Source organism: Lawsonibacter sp. LCP25S3_E2 (genome assembly GCF_052117285.1).
Lineage (GTDB): Bacteria > Bacillota > Clostridia > Oscillospirales > Oscillospiraceae > Lawsonibacter.
The window spans coordinates 61,367-82,244 of record NZ_JBQKJL010000004.1 but is presented as its reverse complement, the minus strand read 5'-3'; the positions used below and the strand labels follow the sequence as shown (position 1 = coordinate 82,244).

At 56.7% G+C, this 20,878-nt stretch carries 15 protein-coding genes; 4 read left to right on the top strand and 11 right to left on the bottom strand.

Annotation, left to right across the window (positions count from 1 at the left end; all coding sequences use genetic code 11):
* The first annotated feature begins 59 nt into the window (after nt 1–59).
* A complete protein-coding gene (locus ACTQ3R_RS05255; protein WP_441779029.1) occupies nt 60–1,442 on the top strand; it encodes an MATE family efflux transporter in 1,383 nt (460 codons plus the stop codon).
* 75 nt (nt 1,443–1,517) lie between these two features.
* Here the strand turns inward: ACTQ3R_RS05255 and ACTQ3R_RS05250 are convergent, their stop codons facing one another.
* The 5 genes from ACTQ3R_RS05250 to ACTQ3R_RS05230 form a co-directional block, all read right to left on the bottom strand.
* Nucleotides 1,518–3,617, bottom strand: a complete 2,100-nt coding sequence (locus ACTQ3R_RS05250; RefSeq protein ID WP_441779030.1) for an AlwI family type II restriction endonuclease — start codon at nt 3,615–3,617, stop codon at nt 1,518–1,520.
* A 20-nt stretch (nt 3,618–3,637) separates the two neighbouring features.
* Nucleotides 3,638–4,558, bottom strand: coding sequence for a DNA adenine methylase (locus tag ACTQ3R_RS05245; RefSeq protein ID WP_441779031.1), 921 nt, complete (start codon nt 4,556–4,558; stop codon nt 3,638–3,640).
* Nucleotides 4,559–4,562: 4 nt separating this feature from the next.
* A complete protein-coding gene (locus ACTQ3R_RS05240) occupies nt 4,563–5,594 on the bottom strand; it encodes a DNA adenine methylase (RefSeq protein WP_441779032.1) in 1,032 nt (343 codons plus the stop codon).
* Between the two features lie 274 nt (nt 5,595–5,868).
* Nucleotides 5,869–6,594: a PAQR family membrane homeostasis protein TrhA gene (gene trhA / locus ACTQ3R_RS05235; RefSeq protein WP_441779033.1), complete on the bottom strand. Its 726-nt coding sequence runs from the start codon at nt 6,592–6,594 to the stop codon at nt 5,869–5,871.
* Nucleotides 6,595–6,756: 162 nt separating this feature from the next.
* Nucleotides 6,757–6,927 (bottom strand): DUF362 domain-containing protein, encoded by a 171-nt coding sequence (locus ACTQ3R_RS05230; protein ID WP_441779034.1) that lies wholly within the window; start codon nt 6,925–6,927, stop codon nt 6,757–6,759.
* 119 nt (nt 6,928–7,046) lie between these two features.
* Between ACTQ3R_RS05230 and ACTQ3R_RS05225 the strand changes: the two genes are divergently transcribed.
* Entirely contained in the window at nt 7,047–9,473 is a 2,427-nt protein-coding gene (locus ACTQ3R_RS05225) for an ATP-dependent Clp protease ATP-binding subunit (RefSeq protein WP_441779035.1), read from the top strand.
* Nucleotides 9,474–9,526: 53 nt separating this feature from the next.
* Here ACTQ3R_RS05225 and ACTQ3R_RS05220 read toward each other — a convergent pair whose 3' ends face one another.
* Both ACTQ3R_RS05220 and ACTQ3R_RS05215 read right to left on the bottom strand, forming a co-directional pair.
* Nucleotides 9,527–10,195 carry a hypothetical protein gene (locus tag ACTQ3R_RS05220; RefSeq protein ID WP_441779036.1) on the bottom strand — a complete coding sequence of 223 codons (669 nt, stop codon included), beginning with the start codon at nt 10,193–10,195 and terminating at the stop codon, nt 9,527–9,529.
* Nucleotides 10,196–10,209: 14 nt separating this feature from the next.
* Entirely contained in the window at nt 10,210–11,688 is a 1,479-nt protein-coding gene (locus tag ACTQ3R_RS05215; RefSeq protein ID WP_441779099.1) for a DUF1538 domain-containing protein, read from the bottom strand.
* 284 nt (nt 11,689–11,972) lie between these two features.
* On the opposite strand from ACTQ3R_RS05215, the gene ACTQ3R_RS05210 reads away from it, so the two are divergent.
* Nucleotides 11,973–13,166: a coenzyme F420-0:L-glutamate ligase gene (locus ACTQ3R_RS05210; RefSeq protein WP_441779037.1), complete on the top strand. Its 1,194-nt coding sequence runs from the start codon at nt 11,973–11,975 to the stop codon at nt 13,164–13,166.
* A gap of 75 nt (nt 13,167–13,241) precedes the next feature.
* Here the strand turns inward: ACTQ3R_RS05210 and ACTQ3R_RS05205 are convergent, their stop codons facing one another.
* Both ACTQ3R_RS05205 and ppdK read right to left on the bottom strand, forming a co-directional pair.
* Nucleotides 13,242–14,612: an aldehyde dehydrogenase gene (locus ACTQ3R_RS05205; RefSeq protein WP_441779038.1), complete on the bottom strand. Its 1,371-nt coding sequence runs from the start codon at nt 14,610–14,612 to the stop codon at nt 13,242–13,244.
* Nucleotides 14,613–14,700: 88 nt separating this feature from the next.
* Entirely contained in the window at nt 14,701–17,331 is a 2,631-nt protein-coding gene (gene ppdK, locus ACTQ3R_RS05200) for a pyruvate, phosphate dikinase (RefSeq protein WP_441779039.1), read from the bottom strand.
* Nucleotides 17,332–17,635: 304 nt separating this feature from the next.
* On the opposite strand from ppdK, the gene ACTQ3R_RS05195 reads away from it, so the two are divergent.
* On the top strand, nt 17,636–17,920 hold the full coding sequence (locus tag ACTQ3R_RS05195) for a DUF1294 domain-containing protein (RefSeq protein WP_441779040.1): 285 nt from the start codon (nt 17,636–17,638) through the stop codon (nt 17,918–17,920).
* Between the two features lie 91 nt (nt 17,921–18,011).
* Here the strand turns inward: ACTQ3R_RS05195 and ACTQ3R_RS05190 are convergent, their stop codons facing one another.
* A complete protein-coding gene (locus tag ACTQ3R_RS05190; RefSeq protein ID WP_441779041.1) occupies nt 18,012–18,533 on the bottom strand; it encodes a GNAT family N-acetyltransferase in 522 nt (173 codons plus the stop codon).
* Nucleotides 18,534–18,548: 15 nt separating this feature from the next.
* Nucleotides 18,549–20,846 (bottom strand): hypothetical protein, encoded by a 2,298-nt coding sequence (locus ACTQ3R_RS05185; RefSeq protein ID WP_441779042.1) that lies wholly within the window; start codon nt 20,844–20,846, stop codon nt 18,549–18,551.
* Nucleotides 20,847–20,878 lie beyond the last annotated feature (32 nt).

Below are 20,878 nucleotides of genomic sequence, written 5' to 3'. Positions count from 1 at the left end.
CTATAATAGTAAGGCTATAGAAAAGAAAGATATTTGCGAAATACAAAGGAGGAGTCCAGGTGGGAGAGCCTGCCAGAGAGAATAAAATGGGTGTAATGCCCGTCAACCGTCTGCTGATCAATATGGCGCTTCCTATGGTTGCGTCCATGCTGGTCCAGGCGCTTTATAATGTTGTGGACAGTGTGTTTGTGGCCAAGCTCAGTGAGGATGCCCTGAATGCGGTGTCGTTGGCCTTCCCGGTGCAGAGCCTGATGATTGCCGTATCCGTGGGCACGGGTGTGGGTATCAACGCCCTGCTATCCCGGAGCCTGGGGCAGAAGGACCAGGAGCGGGCCAACAAAACAGCGATGAATGGTCTGCTGCTGGCGGCAATCAGCTGTTTGGTCTTTACGGTGCTGGGACTGACCTGTTCCCGGCTTTTCTATTCGGTTCAGACGGATATTGCTACCATTGTGGATTATGGCGCGGACTATCTCAGCATTTGCTGCGGAGTTAGCGCAGGACTGTTTTTGTCGGTCACCAGTGAACGGCTGCTTCAGGCGACTGGGCGTACCTTTTACACCATGATTACCCAGGCCACCGGTGCCATCATCAACATCATCCTGGACCCCATCCTGATTTTCGGCCTGCTGGGTTTCCCGCGCATGGAGGTGGCGGGGGCTGCCTTGGCCACGGTCATCGGTCAGATCTGCGGCGGCCTGCTGGCCCTGTTTTTCAACCTGACCCGTAACCCGGATATCCAGCTTTCCCTGAAAAATCTCCGGCCCCAGAAGTCTATCATCCTGGGCATTTACAGCGTAGGTATCCCCTCCATCGCGATGCAGTCCATCGGCTCGGTGATGGTGTTTGGTATGAATCAGATTCTGATCTCCTTTACAGCCACAGCCACGGCGGTATTTGGTGTATATTTCAAGCTCCAATCCTTTATTTTTATGCCCGTATTCGGCCTGACCAACGGTATGGTGCCTATTGTGGCCTATAATTACGGGGCCAGAAAGCCGGAGCGGATCATTAAGACCATCAAGCTCAGTGTAATGTACGCGGTGGGCATTATGTTTGTGGGCCTGATCCTCTTCCAGGTGATTCCCCATGTGTTCCTGGGCCTGTTTATGGCGGAGGGAGAGACCAGCGGCGATATGCTGACCATCGGTGTGCCTGCCCTGCGGATTATCTCCCTGAGTTTCCTTTTTGCAGGTTTTGCGATTGTGTGCTCCTCGGTGTTCCAGGCTCTGGGCCACGGAGTACTTTCCTTGACCGTCTCGGTGGTGCGCCAGCTGCTGGTGCTGCTGCCGGTGGCGTTCGTCCTCTCCCGGTTCAGAGGTCTGCAGGCCGTGTGGTGGGCCTTCCCCATTGCGGAGCTCTTTTCCTTGACGCTGAGTACCCTGTTTTTAAAGCGGGTATACCATAAGGAAATTCTTCCTATGCGTGAGATCGGGGAGTAACCATAGGTTCCCTTCCTAGGAACATGACAAGAAAAAGCCAGCGGTACAGCCATAGACTGTGCCGCTGGTTTTTCTTTATGTCAAAAGGGTGGATAGGATTTCCTGATGCCACTGGATGTCGGTAATTCTGGGGACTTTTTGGAAGGAACTGCGAACGGATTGGATGATCTGCTGACGGCTTACGCCCTCTTGCAGGAAGCAGAGCATTTGAGCGTTGGTAAAGGGCATGATCACCACACCGCTGACCGGCTGATGGGTGTTGGTAGACTCCAAAGGAACCGCGGCCACCGCACGCCAGATGTTGATGGTATTGTAGTCCAGTTCGTCGGCGATAAAGAAGGTGAAGGTCTCTTTGTCGCTGGATGCCTTCAGATTGAGAGCGTGGCGCAGGACCGGCTCCCATTCTCCCCTCTTCTGGGCCTGTTTGTTCATCATCGTTACCTCCAGCATAACGGTCATGTCGTGATACTGGATAACAATGTCTCCTTCTCCGCCGCCTGCGTGAACCACCGGTTCAAAGTCGGCATTCAAGGTTAAGTTCAAGCTGGTGTACAGGTCAAAGTCTTCGCCGGACAGATAGAACCAAGCGATGCCCACAAGATACTCATAAATTGTGGGGACGGTGGCGGCATCGTTGACCTCGCTTTTGATTTTATCATCATTGGACCGGTCGGAAAACAGGGGAAGCAGGGACATCACCCGTTCTGGAGGATAGTTTTCTCGAATGTGGGCCAGAAAATCCGCTGACTTCTTGCTCAGCAGCAAATCCTTGGCTGCTCCGGAGGTGCTGACCCCCAAGAGTATCTGGATGTCTTCTAATACCTGGTCGGTACGGAGGGGCGGATAGCCCAGAATTTCCAGCAGGGAGTGACTTTGACAAAAGTAGCAGTCTTCGGTCTGTTCATACTGGAGGTAATCCTCCTCGGACATCTCACCGAAAATGTGTTCCTGTAGCTCCTGGGCATGGAAAATGATTCGCAGAATATCCGGAAAGGCCAGCTCAGGCAGACGCTTGAATTTGAACAGGCCGGTGGCGCTGAGCAGGCGGATGGTGGTGTCTGAGTATTCCCGAATGCCGTCAATCCACTTGGAGGTTGAAAAGGTGACATAAAACTCCCGGTTGTAGTGGGGGGCGGTGAGCAGAGGATGGGACTTGTTTTTCTCCAAAAAGGTATCCAGGTCATAGCGGCTGCCCCGGTTCCCGATCTGAAAGACTGCCTTCCCCCAACCAAAGGCCTTTTGAAGCAGGTCCCCATCCTCCTCCAGGCAGGTAAGCAGCGTCTGGTAGCAGCCGGGGGAGGGGGTACGGCGAAACTGGTCCAGTGCCAGATAGAAGTTGTAGTACTTCCCCACAGTGGACTGGCTTTTTTTGGAGCTTTTAAAATAGTTCCGGAAGTGGTCGAACTCCAGCACTTCATCCGCCCAAAGCTCATCCGGGACCGGCACCTGCCGGCTGCGGATCATGGGTTCCAGCACCTCAGCCCTGGCTCCGGCCAATACTGCCTCTTTGATGGAGGCGCTGCTGTAGGGGCCCAGTCCCTGCACCACAAGTTCAAAGCTCTGCCGGTCCAGAGGGGAGCCATTCAGCAGCAGGCTGAGGGCCATGAGGAAGGGAGCGTAGTATTGGCGTTTTCCGTCGCGGCCGGGCTGGGAGAAGACTTTCAGCTTCAAAAGCTGGCGAAGCAGAGCCAGATTGACGGTATCCAGGGGGAGAATGGCCTCTACCGCGTCGGGCTGGAGCAGACCGCGCAGATAGGAATAGCCTGCTTGGGTGATCTTCCTGCGGGCGTCGGTAAAACCCATTTTCACCAAATTGCTGGTGTAGTGCCGGGCGCGCTTTTCAATGGCCTCGTCCAGCATACGCGCCATACGGGGAAAGGTTTGGGCGATCCAGTCCCGGTCCTTGCGCAGAAAGGCTTCATAGTCCTTGCCCAGGTCAGACATGAAATTGTCATAGTTGCGGTGGACCTTAAACACGTCTTGCGATTTGTCCAGGGCCTTTTCGTAAAAACGAAACTGAGCTACACTGGTGGGGTAACGGCTCCAGCTTTCGGTGGGATATTCGGTTTTCAGCTCCTCCAGGATTTCCAGATATACGTTCAGAGCGTTGAGTACATCACTGCGTCTGCCATTTGTGTCCATCAGGTTAAAAATCTGGTTTTCTCCGATGACCATGTCCGCACCTCCCACTCCCGTCAGTAATTGAGAATCAGTACCTCCTCACTGGAGGAGGTTTTATCTTTTGTCTGGTAATTGGAATTGGCATAGCTGTACTGAAGGGGCACCGGACGGTAGGTGCCCCGGTTTTGTTCCAACCATTGGAGGAGGACCGTATTTTCCCGCCCTTTGCTGCGCAGTACATTGGACAGGGCAAAGGGGACCCCCTGGGCGTGGAGCCGGTCCAGAAAGGCCAGCAGGTCTCGCTCCAGCGCTTCGTTCCAGCCGCCCTTTTCGTTGTAGGTGGCGCAGGTGATGAGATAGGGGGGGTCTGCATAGACAAAGTCCTGCCCGGTGAGACCATTGGTGTCAAAGTCCCGGAAGTCCTGGCAGGTGAAGGTGCAGGTTTGGCTGTGAATGCGGTCCAGAAAGGCCAGCAGCTTGTCCTCCATGCGCTGATTGAAGTCCCGCTTGCCCACAGGCAGGTTAAATTCCCCGCGGGCGTTAAAGCGGATCTGATTATTAAAGGCGTAGACAATGAGGACGTAGAGCATGATGTGGGAGCGGGAGTCGTCCAGCCCCTCTCTCCGGCGGCGGTTATAGTCCTCCCGCAGACGGAGAAATCCCTCCCGGTTGTAGGTACCCAGCCCACGGCCGCTGTCACAGCCATAGTGGGCATAGCCGTACCGGCTGACCAGGGAGAGACGGTAATGTTCAATGATCTCGTGGACCCATGCCAGTATGGTTTCGCCATCCAGTTCGTGCAGCGTCTGGTAGAGGTGGAGCAGGTCCGGGTTCCGGTCATTGTAGATCACCTGCTGGCTCTGGACGTTAAGTCCCACATTGCATCCACCGCAGAACAGGTCCACAAAGATCCGGGAGCTTTGGGGGAACAGAGGGAGGATCTGGGGCAGCAGCTTATATTTTCCTCCGGTATAATTTAACGGCGATTGGACCATTTCCTCACGCTCCATCCCGGCAAGTACACAGAAACAGCCGTTCGGCGTTTTCCGGCAGGTCGGATTTTCCGGTGGTAAAGGCCTTGTAGCTCTCCTCAAACACCTTGACGCTGCCCTTTTTGCCTAAAATGGCCATGATATCCTCATCAGAGATTTTGGCGTTGGAGCGGCCGTTGCCCTTTTCGGCCATGTTGTTGTAGGAGAGGAGAATGTATTTGGCCTTAATGTCCTGTACCAATGTTTCAAAGGCCCGCGGGGCAGAGGTGGTGCAGTACTTACTTTTCATCCCCGAGCGGTCCATTTTCTTTGCCACCCCGAAGACCTCCGGCTTTTCCCAGCGGGCCACATTTTCCAATAGATGATAGGTGTCACAGTACTGCCTGGAGTTGTAGGGAGGATCGATATATACAAGGTCTGCCTCGATGCGCTTGACCAGGTTGTTGGCGTCCTCATTGAAGCATTGGTTGAGGGGATTGTTATGTACCTGGGCCATGGGGACGCACAGCTCCAGGGAACCTTCGGACTTTGCCCCCTTCCGGTAGGCGTCGTAGTGTCCGCAGGTGAGGGCGATCCGGTCCATGGCGTACAGGAGGGACGTGATCAGCAGGGCACGCTCCCGGCGGTTGAGAAGGCCCCGTTTATAGCTGCGCTCAATGTCTTCCCGGATGTAGCCGATTTTGGCGCAGTCCCGCCGGCTGAAATAGGTGTCGGCAAAGTTGCGGGTCATATAATTCTCACCGCAGCCGGTTTTGGCGTTGTAGGCGGTGACAAACTCCGCGATGCGCTGAGGGTCATAGTCCTCCGCGCCAAACCAGGCGAAGTTGCAGATGTAGTTGCTGTACATCAGGTCGTTGGTGATCAGGATTTTATCCTGAAAGGCGGAGGACACTGCCCCGGTGCCGGAAAAAATGTCCGCCACAGTCTCCACTTGGGGACACTCTGCTTCCACCACCCGTGTGATAAAGGGGAGCAGTTTATATTTATTGCCCAGATACCGCCGGTTGTTGATGGTGGAAGTGCGATAGGTTGTGTTCATGGGGAGCGCCTCCGTCTCGTGGTTGGTCTCTTACAGAATAGCAGATAAAGTGTCCCATAAACCGGACTTTAATAAAGGCCGGACCTATGGAAGGTAAAGCCGGAATATAACAATACAATCTACATTATACCTGTAAGAGCCGTCAAAGCCAACTGCTTTCCCAAAGAAAATTTTTACGGAAAAAACGGGGCTTTTGATTGGATTTCTGACAAAACGAAAAACCCGGCGGCAAAGAACACTTTGCCGCCGGGAAGGGAAGGGCATAGGGGATGCGTTATAGCTGTGGGACGATCTGATACATCAGCACAAAGTGGCATGCGCTGCCCAGAAGGATAAACACGTGGAAAATCTCGTGACAGCCAAAGCGGGGATTGCTGCGTCCGGGCCATTTGACCGCATACAGGACTCCGCCGATGGTATAGAGGAGGCCTCCGGCCAGCAGCCACAAAAAGCCGTCGTAGGGGAGGGCTTCATAAATTGGGACAATCGCAAAGATGACCAGCCACCCCATGAAAAGATAGATGGCACTGGTGAGCCAGCGAGGGATGGCCAGCTTGGCAATGGTCAGTACCACTCCCGCTGCAGCCAGCGTCCATACAGCGACGAGCAGGGGAATCCCGCCGCTCTCCCGCAAAGCGGTGAGGCACAGAGGGGTATAGCTGCCGGCGATGAGCAGGTAGATGGAGCAATGGTCATATTTCCGAAGGGCAATGCGTCCCGCTACCGAGGTGCGCAGACAGTGGTAGAGGGTGCTGGCGGTATAGAGACAGAACATGGATAGGCCATATACCACAAAGAGGACCATCAGGGAACCATTCCCTATCTGCCCGGCCCGGATGAGCAAAAGCACCGTGCCCACCCCGGCCAAGACCGCGCCGATTCCATGGGTAATGGCCGACCAGGGGCGCAGGCCGTCATAAGGGTCGCGGACTTCCCGGCGGCGCTTTGGCCTGGAAATGGCCAAGGGGGCGGCGGAAGCGGATAACACATCGGCACGCATAGGAATTTCTCCTTTCTGGGGTATCATGGATTACAAGTTCAGTATATGCTTTTTTCAGAAAAATATCAATATACAATATGACTAAATATAATATTAAAAACTAGATTAAAAAATATAAAAAACAACGCCGGAGCACCGGCGCTGTTTTTTTCAGGTTGAGAATCAGCCCTCGGAGATCGCGCTCATGGGGCAGGTACCGGCACAGGCACCGCAATCAATGCAGGCGCCGGCGTCGATGACATAGTGAGCATCACCCTGAGAGATGGCGCCAACGGGACAAGCGTCCGCGCAGGAGCCGCAGCTGATGCAAGCATCGCTAATGACATGGGCCATGATAAGTACACCTCCCTTAGAATGTACATACATTCTATCACATCTTTTTAAAATTGCAATGCTAAATTTTAGGGATTGGGGGAATGATAGTAAAAGATTTGTTTCCGAGGTGAACAACCATGTCAGACAGCCGATTCACATCCACCGCCCTGGGGGCGATCCGTTTAGCCCAGGAAAATGCCGCCCGCCTGGGCCACAGCTACGTGGGAAGCGAGCATCTGCTGCTGGGGCTGGCCAGCCAAGAGTTCAGCCCTGCCGCCATTGCTTTGCGCCGGGCTGGAGTTGACAGCCAGAAGCTTCGCTGCGCCATTGCTCAGCGGGTGGGGACCGGGGTGCCCTCCCGGTCCCTCCACCAGGGGTTAACACCAAACTGTTGCCAGGCCATTCAGGGAGCGGTAGGGGAGAGCCGCCGTTTGGGCCAGCAGGCGGTGAATTCGGAGCACCTGTTGCTGGGATTGCTGGGGGAAAAGAACAGTGAGGCGTATCAGCTCCTGGCTGGCTGCGGGGTAGATGGACAGACGCTCTACCGGTCGGTTTGTGCCTCTCTGGGTGGGGAGGATGCGGCGCCCCGAGCGAGAATAAGAGAGCCCGAATCCCGCCCCTCCGGGGACACCCGGCAGCTGGACCAGTGTGCACGGGATCTTACCCGTATGGCCGCGGAGGGGCGGCTGGACCCGGTCATTGGCCGAAAGGAGGAGCTGGGGCGGGTCATTCAAATCCTTTCCCGCCGGACCAAGAATAATCCTGCCCTCATTGGAGAACCGGGCGTGGGGAAAACGGCTGTGGCGGAGGGGCTGGCTCTGGCCATAGCCGATGGCACAGCCCCTGCCCATCTGCTGGGCCGGAGAGTGTGTGCCCTGGACCTGTCCGCCATGGTGGCGGGCACCAAGTACCGGGGGGAATTTGAAGAGAAACTGCGTCATGTGCTCCAGGAGGTGCGAAGGGCGGGCAACATCATCCTGTTTATTGATGAGCTGCATACCATTGTAGGGGCGGGCTCGGCAGAGGGAGCTATCGATGCGGCCAACATTTTAAAGCCGGCGCTCAGCCGGGGAGAGCTTCAGGTGATTGGAGCTACCACCCTCGACGAGTATCGGAAATATATTGAAAAGGACGCGGCCCTGGAGCGCCGTTTTCAGCCGATCACGGTAAAGGAGCCCACACGGGAGGAGACCCTGAATATTTTGCGGGGGCTGCGGGGGCGGTATGAGGCCCACCACCATCTCACCATTTCGGACGATGCCCTGACCGCGGCGGTGGATCTATCCATTCGTTATCTGCCCCAGCGCTTTCTGCCGGACAAGGCCATTGATTTGGTGGATGAGGCAGCCGCCCAGGCCCGCCTGTCCGGCCGTACACCACCACCGGAGCTTCAGCGTTTGGAGAACCGGGTGTCCCAGACCAGCCGCCAGTTGGCCGACGCGGTGCGCCGGCAGGATTTTGAGCAGGCGGCTTTGCTTCGGAATGTGGAGCGGGATTTTCGCCAGGAGCTGGAGCGGGACCGGGAGAAATGGGAGGCTGGGCTAGGGCGGTTCTGTGTGGAACCCCGGCATGTCCAGCAGGTGTTGTCCCAGTGGACAGGGGTACCCGTGTGTGACCCGGATGAGGCGGACAAAAAAGCTCTGGCGGCTTTGGAGAAGGAGCTTCACCGCCATTTGCTGGGACAGGACCGGGCGGTGGAGGCGGTGTCCAAAGCCATTCGCCGGGGGCGGCTGGGATTGAAAGACCCCCGCAGGCCAGTGGGCACCTTCCTCCTCCTGGGGCCCAGCGGGGTGGGCAAGACCCAATTGTGCCGCAGTTTAGCTGCTACCCTCTTTGGAAGCGAAGATGCGCTTCTCCGTTTTGACATGTCTGAGTATATGGAAGCCCACTCGGTCTCCCGCCTGATCGGTTCGCCGCCAGGGTATGTAGGCCACGAGGAGGGAGGACAGCTCACCGAGCGGGTGCGGCGCCATCCATGGTCGGTGGTGTTGTTGGACGAGCTGGAAAAGGCCCACCGGGATGTGTGGTCGGTACTCCTTCAGGTTATGGAGGAGGGAGTGCTCACCGATGCTCAGGGAAGAAAGACGGATTTCCGCAATACGGTGCTGGTGATGACTTCCAACCTGGGGGCGGAACGTTTCCGTGCGGGGAAGCAGCTGGGCTTTACCATGGGGCAGGAACAGGAGCGGGAAAAAATCGAGGCGGAGGTACGCTCTGATGCCCGAAAAACCTTTGCCCCCGAGTTTCTCAACCGCCTGGACAGTATACTGGTGTTCCATCCTCTGGATGAAACTACCCTCAGTGCCATTACCCGGCAGCTTCTGGAAGAGACCCAACAGCGCCTGAAGCAGCTGGGGGTGGCCATGGAGGTAGAGGAGGAAGCGGTACGTTTGCTGGCCAGGGAGGGGAGCGACCGGGAATATGGTGCCCGGCCTTTACGCCGGGCCATAGCCTCCCTGGTGGAGGACCCTGCTGCCGATCTTATGCTGTCCGGCCAGTTGAAGGAGGGGGGCATACTGAGAGTGTCTGCTCAGGACCACAGGGTACAGGTAAAACTGGTGTAACAAAGAAAAAGGACTTCGGAGCTGTTCCGAAGTCCTTTTTGTACGCTTTGTGCTTATAGATGGATCATATCCTCAATGGGCAAGGCGCATACTATGGACTGGGCTTTGCTGCGCAGACCGTGGGCGGTATTGACCGCATCCATAATAGCGGCCCGGAGCTGGGTGGGGACCACAATGGCCAAAATTTCCCGTTCCTCCTCAAGCTCCATATCATAGGCCTGCTCCAGATCCTCCTGCCCGGCCAGCCGGGCCTTGACCACGGTACCGCCACGGGCTCCATGGGCTTTTGCGGTAGACATAATCTCATCCGTGCGGCCCCGGCTGCAGGAGATCAAAATCACACTGTTTTCAGTACGTTCCACTTGTGGGTCACCTCGCAACTCTTTTTTTAGATTTTCCGCCTGGTAGGCAGACAGACAGGCTACCAGACTGTTCAATCCCGATATGGGAACGGTAAAAACTATGCCGCTGGCCTGAACGGTTCCCCGCAGTTCGCCGTTAAGCTGGGACAAGAGGTGTCCGGCGGCCGAGGCAGCGGACCAGCTAATCAGGACGTCCTTTTCACTGGAACCCAGCCCCAAAATATCCATAATCTCAGAAGTTGCGGTTCCGTGTCCGGCACATTGCAGATGAAGGGGAATGTGATGCTTTCGGTAAAGCTTTTGGATTCTTTTTCCTTGGCCGCGCTCCACAATGGAGACAACCAACTTGATTGCTTCCAATTTGTTTCCCTCCTTCAGTCAAAATAGAGGATTTCATCCTCCACCCGGCCCATATGATAGCGCAGACGGCGGCGAGCCAGATGGCGGCGGACTACCGTGGAAAGCCCCATAATCTGTATGGTGACTAAGGGAGTCATAGCTACCATAGCCACTGTGCCGAAGGCGTCGGTCATGATGTTGCCCCCCAGGGCCTGACAGGCACCCTGGGCGAAAGGGAGAAGGAAGGTGGCGGTCATGGGTCCGCTGGCCACGCCGCCGGAGTCAAAGGCGATGCCGGTGAATATGCTGGGGACGAAGAAAGACAGGCTCAGTGCTATCACATAGCCGGGGATAAGCAGCCAAAAAATGTTAAGTCCCGTGAGCACCCGAACCATGGACAGCCCCACAGACACGCACACGCCCAGAGAGAGCGCCAGCCCCATGGCTTTGTGGGAAATGGAGCCGTTTGATACCTCTTCTACCTGTTTGGTGAGCACAGCCACAGCGGGCTCTGCTTTGACGATGTAGTATCCGATGAGCATGCCGATGGGAACCAGCAGCCACTTTTGAGATCCTGAGGCCACTGTGGCACCAATAAGCTGCCCGGCAGGCATGAAGCCAACATTGACTCCACACAGAAAGAGTACAAGTCCCAGATATGTATAAAGGAGTCCAGCTGCAATCCGAAGCAGTTGGTGGGTGTTGAAACGCCGGGTAAAAAGCTGAAAAAGGAGAAAGAGCCCGGCGATGGGCAGCAGGGCCAGAGCAACCTCTTCAAAGTATTGAGGAAAAGATTCCAGAAAATATTGGGAGGCCTGCAAGGTGGTGGATACCTCGGGAAGAGTGGAAACAGAGGGGGTGGTTCCCACCGGCTGATAGATAATCCCCAGAAGCAGTACCGAGAAAATGGGACCGATGGAACAAAGGGAGATCAGGCCGAAACTGTCGCTGGCGGAGTTTTTATCACTGCGGTTGGAGGCGATGCCGAGACCCAGGGACATGATGAAGGGAACGGTGATAGGGCCGGTGGTGACGCCGCCGGAATCAAAGGAGACTGGAATAAAATCATTGGGGGCAAAGAAGGACAGAACAAAGACGATGAGATAGAAGATTACCAGCAACCTGCGCAGAGCAATGGCTTTTTTGATGCGCTGGGTGGCGACCACCAGGAAGAAGCCCACGCCCACCGCTACCGTGAGGATTAAAACAAGGTTGGCGATGGAGGGCACCTGCTGGGCCAGGACTTGCAGATCTGGCTCGGCTATGGTGGTGAGGACACCTAACACAAAGTAGATGACCAGTGGAATTACTATGCCTTTATGTTGGCTGACCACACTGCCTACGCCTTCCCCCATGGGGAGCATGGACATGTCTACCCCCAGGGTAAAAAGTCCCATGCCCACCACCAGCAGTACCGCGCCAAAAAGGAACAGTACCAATGTGCCGGAATCCAGTGGTGCAATGGTGACGGACAGCAGAAAAACAATGGCCGTAATGGGAAGAACGGCTGCCATGGATTCCTGATTTTTCAATGTAAGCTGTTTGTTGAGATGCAAGGGATGCTCCTTTCGTTCCACAGGGTTGCAGGATACTGTATGATTATAAAAAACAGCAAACCCAATTGTCAAAAAGATGAGGTAGATCTTTATATCATTTTAATATACAAAAAGGTTTTTATGCAAAATCGGTCCTGCATATTTACATTTCATCCAAATCTTGATATACTATCGAGTTGGAAAGAAAAATGTTTCCAATTTAGAAACATGGACAAGTTTGAAAGGTTAAGGAGTGTTCCAATATGAGCCGTATGGTCGGTACTGTATCCCGAGGTCTTCGGGCCCCCATTATTCGCAGCGGAGACGATCTGGTGGAAATCGTCACCAATTCCGTGCTGGAGGCAGCCGCCGATGACGGCTTTTCGGTACGGGACCGGGATGTGGTGGCCATGACGGAGGCCATCGTAGCCCGTGCCCAGGGAAACTATGCCTCGGTGGATGATATCGCCGCCGATGTGCGCGCCAAGCTGGGCGGGGAGACCGTGGGCGTTATTTTCCCCATTCTCAGCCGTAACCGGTTTGCCATCTGCCTGCGGGGCATTGCCAAGGGGGCAAAGAAGATCGTCCTGATGCTCAGCTATCCCTCCGATGAGGTGGGCAACCATCTGGTCAGCCTGGACGCTTTGGATGAGAAGGGTGTGGATCCCTACAAGGATGTGCTTACCCTGGAAAAGTATCGGGAGCTCTTTGGCTATGAGAAGCACCCCTTCACCGGTGTAGACTATGTGGAGTACTACCAGGGCCTCATTGAGGACTGCGGCGCTCAGGTGGAGGTCATCTTTGCCAATGATCCACGGGCCATTCTGGACTATACCAAAAATGTGCTGTGCTGTGACATCCATACCCGTGCCCGCACCAAGCGTCTTCTGAAGGCTGCTGGTGGGGAGAAGGTCTTTGGCCTGGATGAGATCCTCAATGCTCCGGTCAATGGGAGCGGTTATAATGAGAAATACGGTCTGCTGGGTTCCAACAAGTCCACGGAGGACCAGGTGAAGCTCTTCCCCCGCGATTGCCAGGATCTGGTGGAGGCCATCCAGAGCAAGCTGCTGGAAAAGACCGGCAAGCATGTGGAAGTCATGGTCTATGGTGACGGCGCTTTCAAAGACCCGGTGGGCAAGATTTGGGAGCTGGCTGACCCCGTAGTGTCTCCTGCCTATACTGCCGGCCTGGAGGGCACCCCCAACGAGCTGAAGCTCAAGTACCTGGCGGACAACGACTTTGCCGAGCTGTCCGGTGAGGCTTTGCGGGAGGCCATCAAGGAGCGTATCCACCAGAAGGATGGAAACCTGGTTGGCCAGATGGTGTCTGAGGGCACCACCCCCCGCCGCTTGACCGATCTGATCGGTTCCCTGTGTGACCTGACTTCCGGTTCCGGGGACAAGGGCACGCCTATCGTCTATATCCAGGGCTATTTCGATAACTACACCACCGAATAAAATCGTAAGAGGTCCATGGGCAATCGCCTATGGACCTCTTTTTTGCCCAAGCGGCTCACGCCGTCTGGGCATTTTTTATTTCAGAAAGAAGCGCAGGAGTTTTTCCTGCTTTGGAGAGTAGGGAGCGTAGCGAATGGGCAAATCCAGCCAGGTGGACTTTTTCACGATGCTTTTCCGACGGGAAAAGGTCTCAAAGCTCTTTTTCCCGTGGTAGCTGCCCATGCCGCTGTCTCCCACGCCGCCAAAGCCCAGGCGGCTGGAGGCCAGGTGGATGATCGTGTCGTTGATACAGCCTCCGCCGAAGGGGACCCGGCGCAGAAACCGTTCCTGAACCCTTTTGTCCTCTGAGAATAGGTACAGGGCCAGGGGATGGGGGCGATGGTTAATGAATTCCACGGCATCATCCAGGCTGTGGTAGGTGAGAACCGGCAGGAGAGGGCCGAAAATTTCCTCCTGCATGACCGGGTCTTCCGGAGAGACATTATCCAGAATGGTGGGCTGGATTTTCAGCGTATCGGGATCTCCTTTCCCGCCGTAAACCACCTTGTCAGGTGTTATGAGCCCCATGACCCGGTCAAAGTGCTTGCGGTTGATCATGCGTACATAGCCCTGGTTGTCCAGAGGGTCAGAGCCATACATGACAGAGATCCATTTTTTAAGAGCGGCAATAAAATCATCTTTTATATGCTTGTCAATGAGCACATAGTCGGGAGCAACACAGGTCTGTCCACAGTTTAAAAGCTTGCCGAAGACCAGCCGTTTGGCAGCCAGATCCAGCTTTGCACTCCGGTCCACGATGCAGGGGCTCTTACCGCCCAGCTCCAACGTAACAGGAGTGAGGTGAGCAGCGGCTTTGGCCATAACCTCTTTGCCCACGGCCACGCTGCCGGTAAAAAAGATGTAGTCAAACTTCTGCTCCAACAGAGCCTGGTTTTCCGCCCGGCCGCCCTCCACCACGGACACATATTCCGGGGGGAAACATTCCGTGAGCAAAGTACGAATCAGAGCAGAGGTGGCAGGGGAGTAGGCTGAGGGTTTGACCACGCAGCAGTTACCCGCGGCAATGGCACCGATGAGCGGTTCCAGTGTGAGCAGAAAGGGGTAGTTCCAAGGGGACATGATCAGAACCACGCCGTAGGGATCACAGACGGTGAAACTTTTGGCATGAAACTGGGAGAGGGAAGTGGGAACCCACTGGTCCCGTGCCCAACGGTTCAGATGCCGCTGTACATAGTGAAGCTCGGAAAGCGTCATGCCGATCTCGCACATATAGCTCTCCGCAGGGGATTTATTCAGGTCGGCGGCCAAGGCTGCGGCAATGTCCCGCTGGTGGCTCTGAATAGCCTGCTCCAGGGTGCGCAGCGCGTCACGGCGGGCGGATAGGGGCAGTGTTGCGCCTGTTTGATAATAGGTGCGCTGGGCCGAAACAAGGTCGAAAATGTCCAAAAGCTGCCTCCTTTGTCAAATTCCGTCAAATTCCTTTGAAAACGCCCAAAGGCGCGGCTTTTGCCGCGCCTTTGGAGAAAAACATAACTTACTGAGCGTCCTTGATGGCAGCCTGAGCAGCAGCCAGACGGGCGATGGGCACACGGAAGGGGGAGCAGGACACGTAGTCCAGACCCACCTTGTGGCAGAACTCCACGGAGGAGGGGTCGCCGCCGTGCTCGCCGCAGATACCCAGGTGCAGGTCGGGGTTGGTGCTCCGGCCCAGCTTGGCAGCCATCTCCACCAGACGGCCCACACCAGTCTGATCCAGCTTGGCGAAGGGGTCGTTCTCGTAGATCTTGCGGTCATAGTAGGCATCCAGGAACTTGCCGGCGTCGTCACGGGAGAAGCCGAAGGTCATCTGAGTCAGGTCGTTGGTGCCGAAGGAGAAGAAGTCGGCCTGCTTGGCGATCTCGTCGGCGGTGAGGGCGGCACGGGGGATCTCGATCATGGTGCCGACCTTGTACTTCATATCGGAGTGGACGGAGGCGATGATCTCGTCAGCAGTCTTGACCACCACGCTCTTCACGTAAGCCAGCTCCTTGACCTCGCCCACCAGGGGGATCATGATCTCGGGGACCATCTTCCAGTCGGGGTGCTTGGCCTGAACGTTCAGGGCAGCCTTGATGACGGCGCGAGTCTGCATGGCAGCGATCTCAGGATAGGTGACAGCCAGACGGCAGCCACGGTGACCCATCATGGGGTTGAACTCGTGCAGACCGGCGATGATGGCCTTGATGTCGGCCACGGACTTGCCCATGTCGTTGGCCAGCTTCTCAATGTCGGCCTCCTCGGTGGGAACGAACTCGTGCAGGGGGGGATCCAGGAAGCGGATGGTGACGGGGCAGCCCTCCATGGCCTCGTAGATGCCCTCAAAGTCGCTCTGCTGCATGGGCTCCAGCTTAGCCAGAGCGGCCTCACGCTGCTCCACGGTGTCAGAGCAGATCATCCGGCGGATGGCGGGGATACGGTCCTCGTCAAAGAACATGTGCTCGGTGCGGCACAGGCCGATGCCTTGAGCGCCAAACTTCTTGGCCTGAGCGGCATCGTGGGGAGTATCGGCGTTGGTGCGCACCTGGAGACGGCGGTACTTGTCACACCAGGCCATCACGCGGCCAAACTCACCGCCGATGGAGGCGTCCACGGTGGGGATGGCGCCGTCATAGATCTTACCGGTGGAGCCGTCCAGGCTCAGCCAGTCACCCTCGTGGAAGGTCTTACCGGCCAGCTCAAACTTCTTGTTCTCCTCGTCCATCTTGATCTCGGAGCAGCCAGACACGCAGCAGGTGCCCATGCCGCGGGCCACAACGGCAGCGTGGGAGGTCATGCCGCCGCGGACGGTCAGGATGCCCTGAGCGGCCTTCATGCCCTCAATGTCCTCGGGAGAGGTCTCCAGACGGACCAGAACCACCTTCTCACCACGGGCGGCCCACTCCTTGGCGTCCTCAGCGGTGAAGACGATCTTGCCGGAGGCGGCGCCGGGGGAGGCGGCCAGAGCGTTGCCGATGACGGGGGTCTTCTTCAGCACCTCAGCGTCAAACTGGGGGTGCAGCAGGGTGTCCAGAGAGCGGGGCTCGATCATGGCCACGGCCTTCTTCTCGTCGATCATGCCCTCGTCCACCAGGTCGCAGGCGATCTTCAGAGCGGCAGCGGGAGTACGCTTGCCGTTACGGGTCTGCAGCATGTAGAGCTTGCCGTTCTCCACGGTGAACTCCATGTCCTGCATGTCGCGGTAGTGGTCCTCCAGGATCTTGCACACGTCCTGGAACTGGGCAAAAGCCTCGGGGAACTTGTCAGCCATCTCCTGGATGGGCATGGGAGTCCGGACGCCAGCCACCACGTCCTCGCCCTGGGCGTTGGTCAGGAACTCACCAAAGAGCTTCTTCTCGCCGGTGGCGGGGTTACGGGTGAAGGCCACGCCGGTGCCGCAGTCGTCGCCCATGTTGCCGAAGGCCATGGACTGCACGTTGACGGCAGTGCCCCAGGAATAAGGAATGTCGTTGTCGCGGCGGTACACGTTGGCACGGGGGTTGTCCCAGGAACGGAACACGGCCTTGATGGCGCCCATGAGCTGCTCCTTGGGGTCGGAGGGGAAGTCCACACCGATCTTGGCCTTGTACTCGGCCTTGAACTGGCCGGCCAGCTCCTTCAGATCGTCAGCGGTGAGCTCCACGTCCTGGGTGACGCCCCGCTCCTCTTTCATCTTGTCAATGAGCTGCTCGAAGTACTTCTTGCCGACCTCCATGACTACGTCGGAGTACATCTGGATAAAGCGGCGATAGCAGTCCCAAGCCCAGCGGGGGTTGCCGGACTTCTTGGCCATAACCTCGACCACTTCCTCGTTCAGGCCCAGGTTCAGGATGGTGTCCATCATGCCGGGCATGGAAGCGCGGGCGCCGGAACGGACGGAGACCAGCAGGGGGTTCTCCAGATCGCCGAACTTCTTGCCGGTGATCTCCTCCATCTTGACGATATACTCCATGATCTGAGCCTGGATCTCGTCGTTGATCTTCTGGCCGTCCTCATAGTACTGGGTGCAGGCCTCGGTGGTAATCGTAAAGCCCTGGGGAACGGGCAGACCGATGTTGGTCATCTCAGCCAGGTTAGCACCCTTACCGCCCAGAAGCTCACGCATATTGGCGTTGCCTTCGGAGAAGAGGTAGACGTACTTGTTTGCCATTTGTATACTTCATTCCTTTCTTCATGTTTAGACGGCACATCTGGTGAAACCGGAAACCCGGCCGCCTGGAGGCCGCCGCAATCGAAACAATATGCAGTCTTGCATCGCATGACAATACTGCGGATGATATTATACCTATATGAAAGAAATATTGCAACACATTTATCAAGATTTTCACAAAATTTTACTAAGAAATTCCCCAACCTGGCCCCTGTACCAAAGGAAAGAAGGAGAAAATGAGCAAGAATGGGTTGTCAAGATTTCAGAGAGGTAGTACACTTGCAAGAAACAGGAGGTGAGGACCTTGCGCAAAGAACTCTGGCAGATGCTGCTGCTCTATTTGGCCCTGGTCAATCTGTGGGCATTTTGCGTTATGGGGATCGACAAGCGGCGGGCCAAAAAGGATGCTTGGCGGCTGTCGGAAAAGGCTTTGTTCCTTCCGGCAGTGCTTTTCGGCGCCCTGGGAGGAACCGTGGGGATGAAGGTATTTCACCACAAGACAAAGCATTGGTATTTCCGCTTTGGGTTTCCGGTGCTGCTGATTGTGCAGCTGGCGGCGCTGGGGTGGCTTGTCTGGTGGAATTTTTAAATAAAAAAGCAGGCGCGTTCCGAAAAGCGCCTGCTTTTTTATGCAGTATCATAGGGGGCAAACGGAATTTTCCGCATAGCCCGTGCTTCCTTCAAAGCTGTTTTTCATAGCAGTTGAGCACCTCGTCCAGAAAACCCTGGAACAGGAACCGGGCGTGGCCGGCAAAGCGGTAGCCCAGCTTTGGGTACATAGTGTTGGCGGGGAGGTTTCCCTCATAGGTATCCAGGCGCATAACAGTTTTTCCCTGACGGCGGCTTTCCTCCTCGCAAAAAGCCACCATTTCCCTGGCTTTTCCCCGGCCGGAGAAGCGGGGACTGACCACCAAAGTGTGGATGACCATGACCTGCTCAGCGTTGGCCTTAAACTGCCAGGGAATGAGGTCGTATTCGGGCAGCTGTATGCCGTTTAGAATGACCGCGGCAAAAAGAGTACCATCTTCCTCTCCCACAAAAAGGGTGCCGGCCTCCAGAGCGCCGCGGGCTGTATCCAGAGTGGGGTATTTCCCACGCTGCCAGTTGGTGTAGGAGACGGGACGCAGATCCTCCTGGTCCAGAATTTCCTCATAGAGCCGGGCTACGGCGGGCAGATCGTCCGGGCAAGCGGGTCGTATCATGGCGTTTCTCCTTTGTTAGTAGCGGTGGGCCCAGCCGGACAGCAGCCACACAGGGGCCAGCCAGGTGAGCATATAGACCATCAGGTTCAGAACGGACAGGGAGGTGTAGGCCCCGATGGAGGTGAGATAGGTAGCCAGGGCCATCCCCAGGACGGAGCCCACGCAGCAGACCGCGCCCCCAAACCGGGCGGCCCGGTACATGCGCTTGGAGGCTGCCACAGCCTCAGCAAAGGGGAGAAGCCCTTCCCGGCACAGCAGGGCAGTGAGGACTTCGCAGTGGGGCTGATCCGGATCGGACAGCTCACGCCGGCGTTCCACGGGCGGAAAATCCATCTTGTCTGCCGCCAGCTTGAAGCGCTGCTGAAGCATAGCGGGAATGAGGTTAAAGTCCCGTGTAGCCAGTACCGGCCCAATCTTTTCTCCCATCAATTCCTCCATCGCGGGAAAGACGGTGTCGTGGAGGGTGTAGTTCAGAGCGAAAATTCCGGCCAATTGTCCGTCAATGGCACAAAATACGGCGTTTTTTACATTGAGCCCCTGGGGAAGGGAGATGTCCATCAGATTCATAAAAGCTGCGGAACCCACCAGAACCTGGTCTCCCCGGATGTTGGCGGACAGGCCGCCTCCCTCATAGCAGGTGAGCCGCTCGGCTTTGCGCAGCAGTCCGCCCATAGAGCGAAGCTGGTCATGGAACAGCCGCCCCAAGCCGCTGCCTGAGTCTAAAATCAGGGTGGCGGTGTAGGCCAGAACCCGCTCGGCAGGGAAATCCCGCATGACCTTATAGCCGTTCAGCTCCACATGTCCCTGGGGAAACAGATCGGTGTCAGTAATGAGTACCCGGTCTCCCTTCTTGGCCCGGACAATTCCCGGCCAGCCGGCCAGGGCGGCGCCGCTCTGGGAGAGACGGCGGGCGATTTTATGAAAGGAGCGGCCGTAGGCAATGCTTCCTCCAAAGGCGGCGGAGACGGTAAACAGGGCGGACAGGGACCACAACAGACGCTGGGGATTGCCAGTGCCCAGTGAGGCCAGAAGAGCCAGCACCACATCTCCAATAAGCAGCACAGGGCAAACGGTGCGGAAGATCCGCTGGGCGCCGTCGTCCGATTGAATCTGACTTCCGAACCCCTCAGCCGTGCCCTGCCATTTGGCAAAGGTGTCCCGGCCACTCCACTTGCCCTCGTCCACGGTGACCCGGTAGGGGTGGGAGGCGGCGGCGGCAGTACGGCAGGAGATGCGCAGCCCCAAGCGTTTATGATAGGTCCCGTGAAGCTGGAAGTAGAGCCCGGCCAGGCACACCAGCCCATAGGGCAGACGAAATTCCTCCGGCGGGTCCAGCGCCAACACGATGGCATCCGCCATGGTGAAGACACAGGCAAGGGCAGATAGGGTGTCCATCCCCAGTTTCCCCTGAAAAGCCCGGATCAGGCCGATCAGGATAAAATCCAGTCCCAGGAGCATCCCTGCGCCCAACAGTCCAGCGGCAATCCATTCCTGTACAGCGGGATCGTCCAGCGGCGCAAGCCAGGTAAAGCCCAGCGCGGGGACCAGGACCTGTGCAAAGGCAACCAAGGTGAGCAAAAAAACCAGCAGGCACCGCACCCGCAGTCCGGTTCGCCCCTTGGCATAGCGCTGGGCCAGCTTTTGAGGGGCTGTGTCCGGGGGCGGGGGTTCCACTTTCTTCGGCCGGCGCCATCGGGGAGGCTGAGGCTCTTCTTCTACCTCTTCCCGGTCTGTGCCGGGGATCAGGCGCTCCAGCCTTCGTACCTCCTCGTGGTCGGTAGCTTCGTCCTCCTCAAACATGGAATCGGCGTATTGATCCGCCTTGTTTCCCATCTTTTTCAAAAAGGCGGACAGGGCGCTCTCCTCCTCAGGGAAGGGGATCACTTGCGCGGTGGACGCTTCTTCCTCCTCATCGCTCTCATCTAGGTCCTCATCCGGAGCGGGGGCATCTTCGGAACCATCCTCCTCGGGTTGCTCCTCAGATGTGGGCTTCACGTCAGAGCCGACAGGCTCATCAAAACAGTCCGCCTCTTCTTCCGGCGCATCCGTGTCCTCCTGCTCTGGTTGAGGGCGGGGAGTGCCGGGAAAGGCCACAACCTTCCCTTCAGTCCGGGGACGCTTGGGCGCCTCAGGCCAGGGCAGGTCGGGCCCCTGGAGGGGGGGCTCGGTGGGGACGGATCTGGGGGAAGAGGGCTTTGCGCCGAACTCGGCCAGAATGTCGTCCAGATTAAAGTCTTTTCCGGAGGCATCGCCAATCAGCGACTTGACCTGTGACAGGTCATCCTTATTCAGTTTCTTCTCGTGGTCGCTCATGGGCGCAAACCTCTGTATGGATCAGTGTAATG

Excerpts from the sequence above, each read along its gene's own strand:
- ACTQ3R_RS05250 (WP_441779030.1), bottom strand. The coding sequence starts at position 3,617 with ATGGTCATCGGAGAAAACCAGATTTTTAACCTGATGGACACAAATGGC.
- ACTQ3R_RS05245 (WP_441779031.1), bottom strand. The coding sequence starts at position 4,558 with ATGGTCCAATCGCCGTTAAATTATACCGGAGGAAAATATAAGCTGCTG.
- ACTQ3R_RS05240 (WP_441779032.1), bottom strand. The coding sequence starts at position 5,594 with ATGAACACAACCTATCGCACTTCCACCATCAACAACCGGCGGTATCTG.
- trhA (WP_441779033.1), bottom strand. The coding sequence starts at position 6,594 with ATGCGTGCCGATGTGTTATCCGCTTCCGCCGCCCCCTTGGCCATTTCC.
- ACTQ3R_RS05230 (WP_441779034.1), bottom strand. The coding sequence starts at position 6,927 with ATGGCCCATGTCATTAGCGATGCTTGCATCAGCTGCGGCTCCTGCGCG.
- ACTQ3R_RS05225 (WP_441779035.1), top strand. The coding sequence starts at position 7,047 with ATGTCAGACAGCCGATTCACATCCACCGCCCTGGGGGCGATCCGTTTA.
- ACTQ3R_RS05215 (WP_441779099.1), bottom strand. The coding sequence starts at position 11,688 with ATGGCAGCCGTTCTTCCCATTACGGCCATTGTTTTTCTGCTGTCCGTC.
- ACTQ3R_RS05210 (WP_441779037.1), top strand. The coding sequence starts at position 11,973 with ATGAGCCGTATGGTCGGTACTGTATCCCGAGGTCTTCGGGCCCCCATT.
- ppdK (WP_441779039.1), bottom strand. The coding sequence starts at position 17,331 with ATGGCAAACAAGTACGTCTACCTCTTCTCCGAAGGCAACGCCAATATG.
- ACTQ3R_RS05190 (WP_441779041.1), bottom strand. The coding sequence starts at position 18,533 with ATGATACGACCCGCTTGCCCGGACGATCTGCCCGCCGTAGCCCGGCTC.
- ACTQ3R_RS05185 (WP_441779042.1), bottom strand. The coding sequence starts at position 20,846 with ATGAGCGACCACGAGAAGAAACTGAATAAGGATGACCTGTCACAGGTC.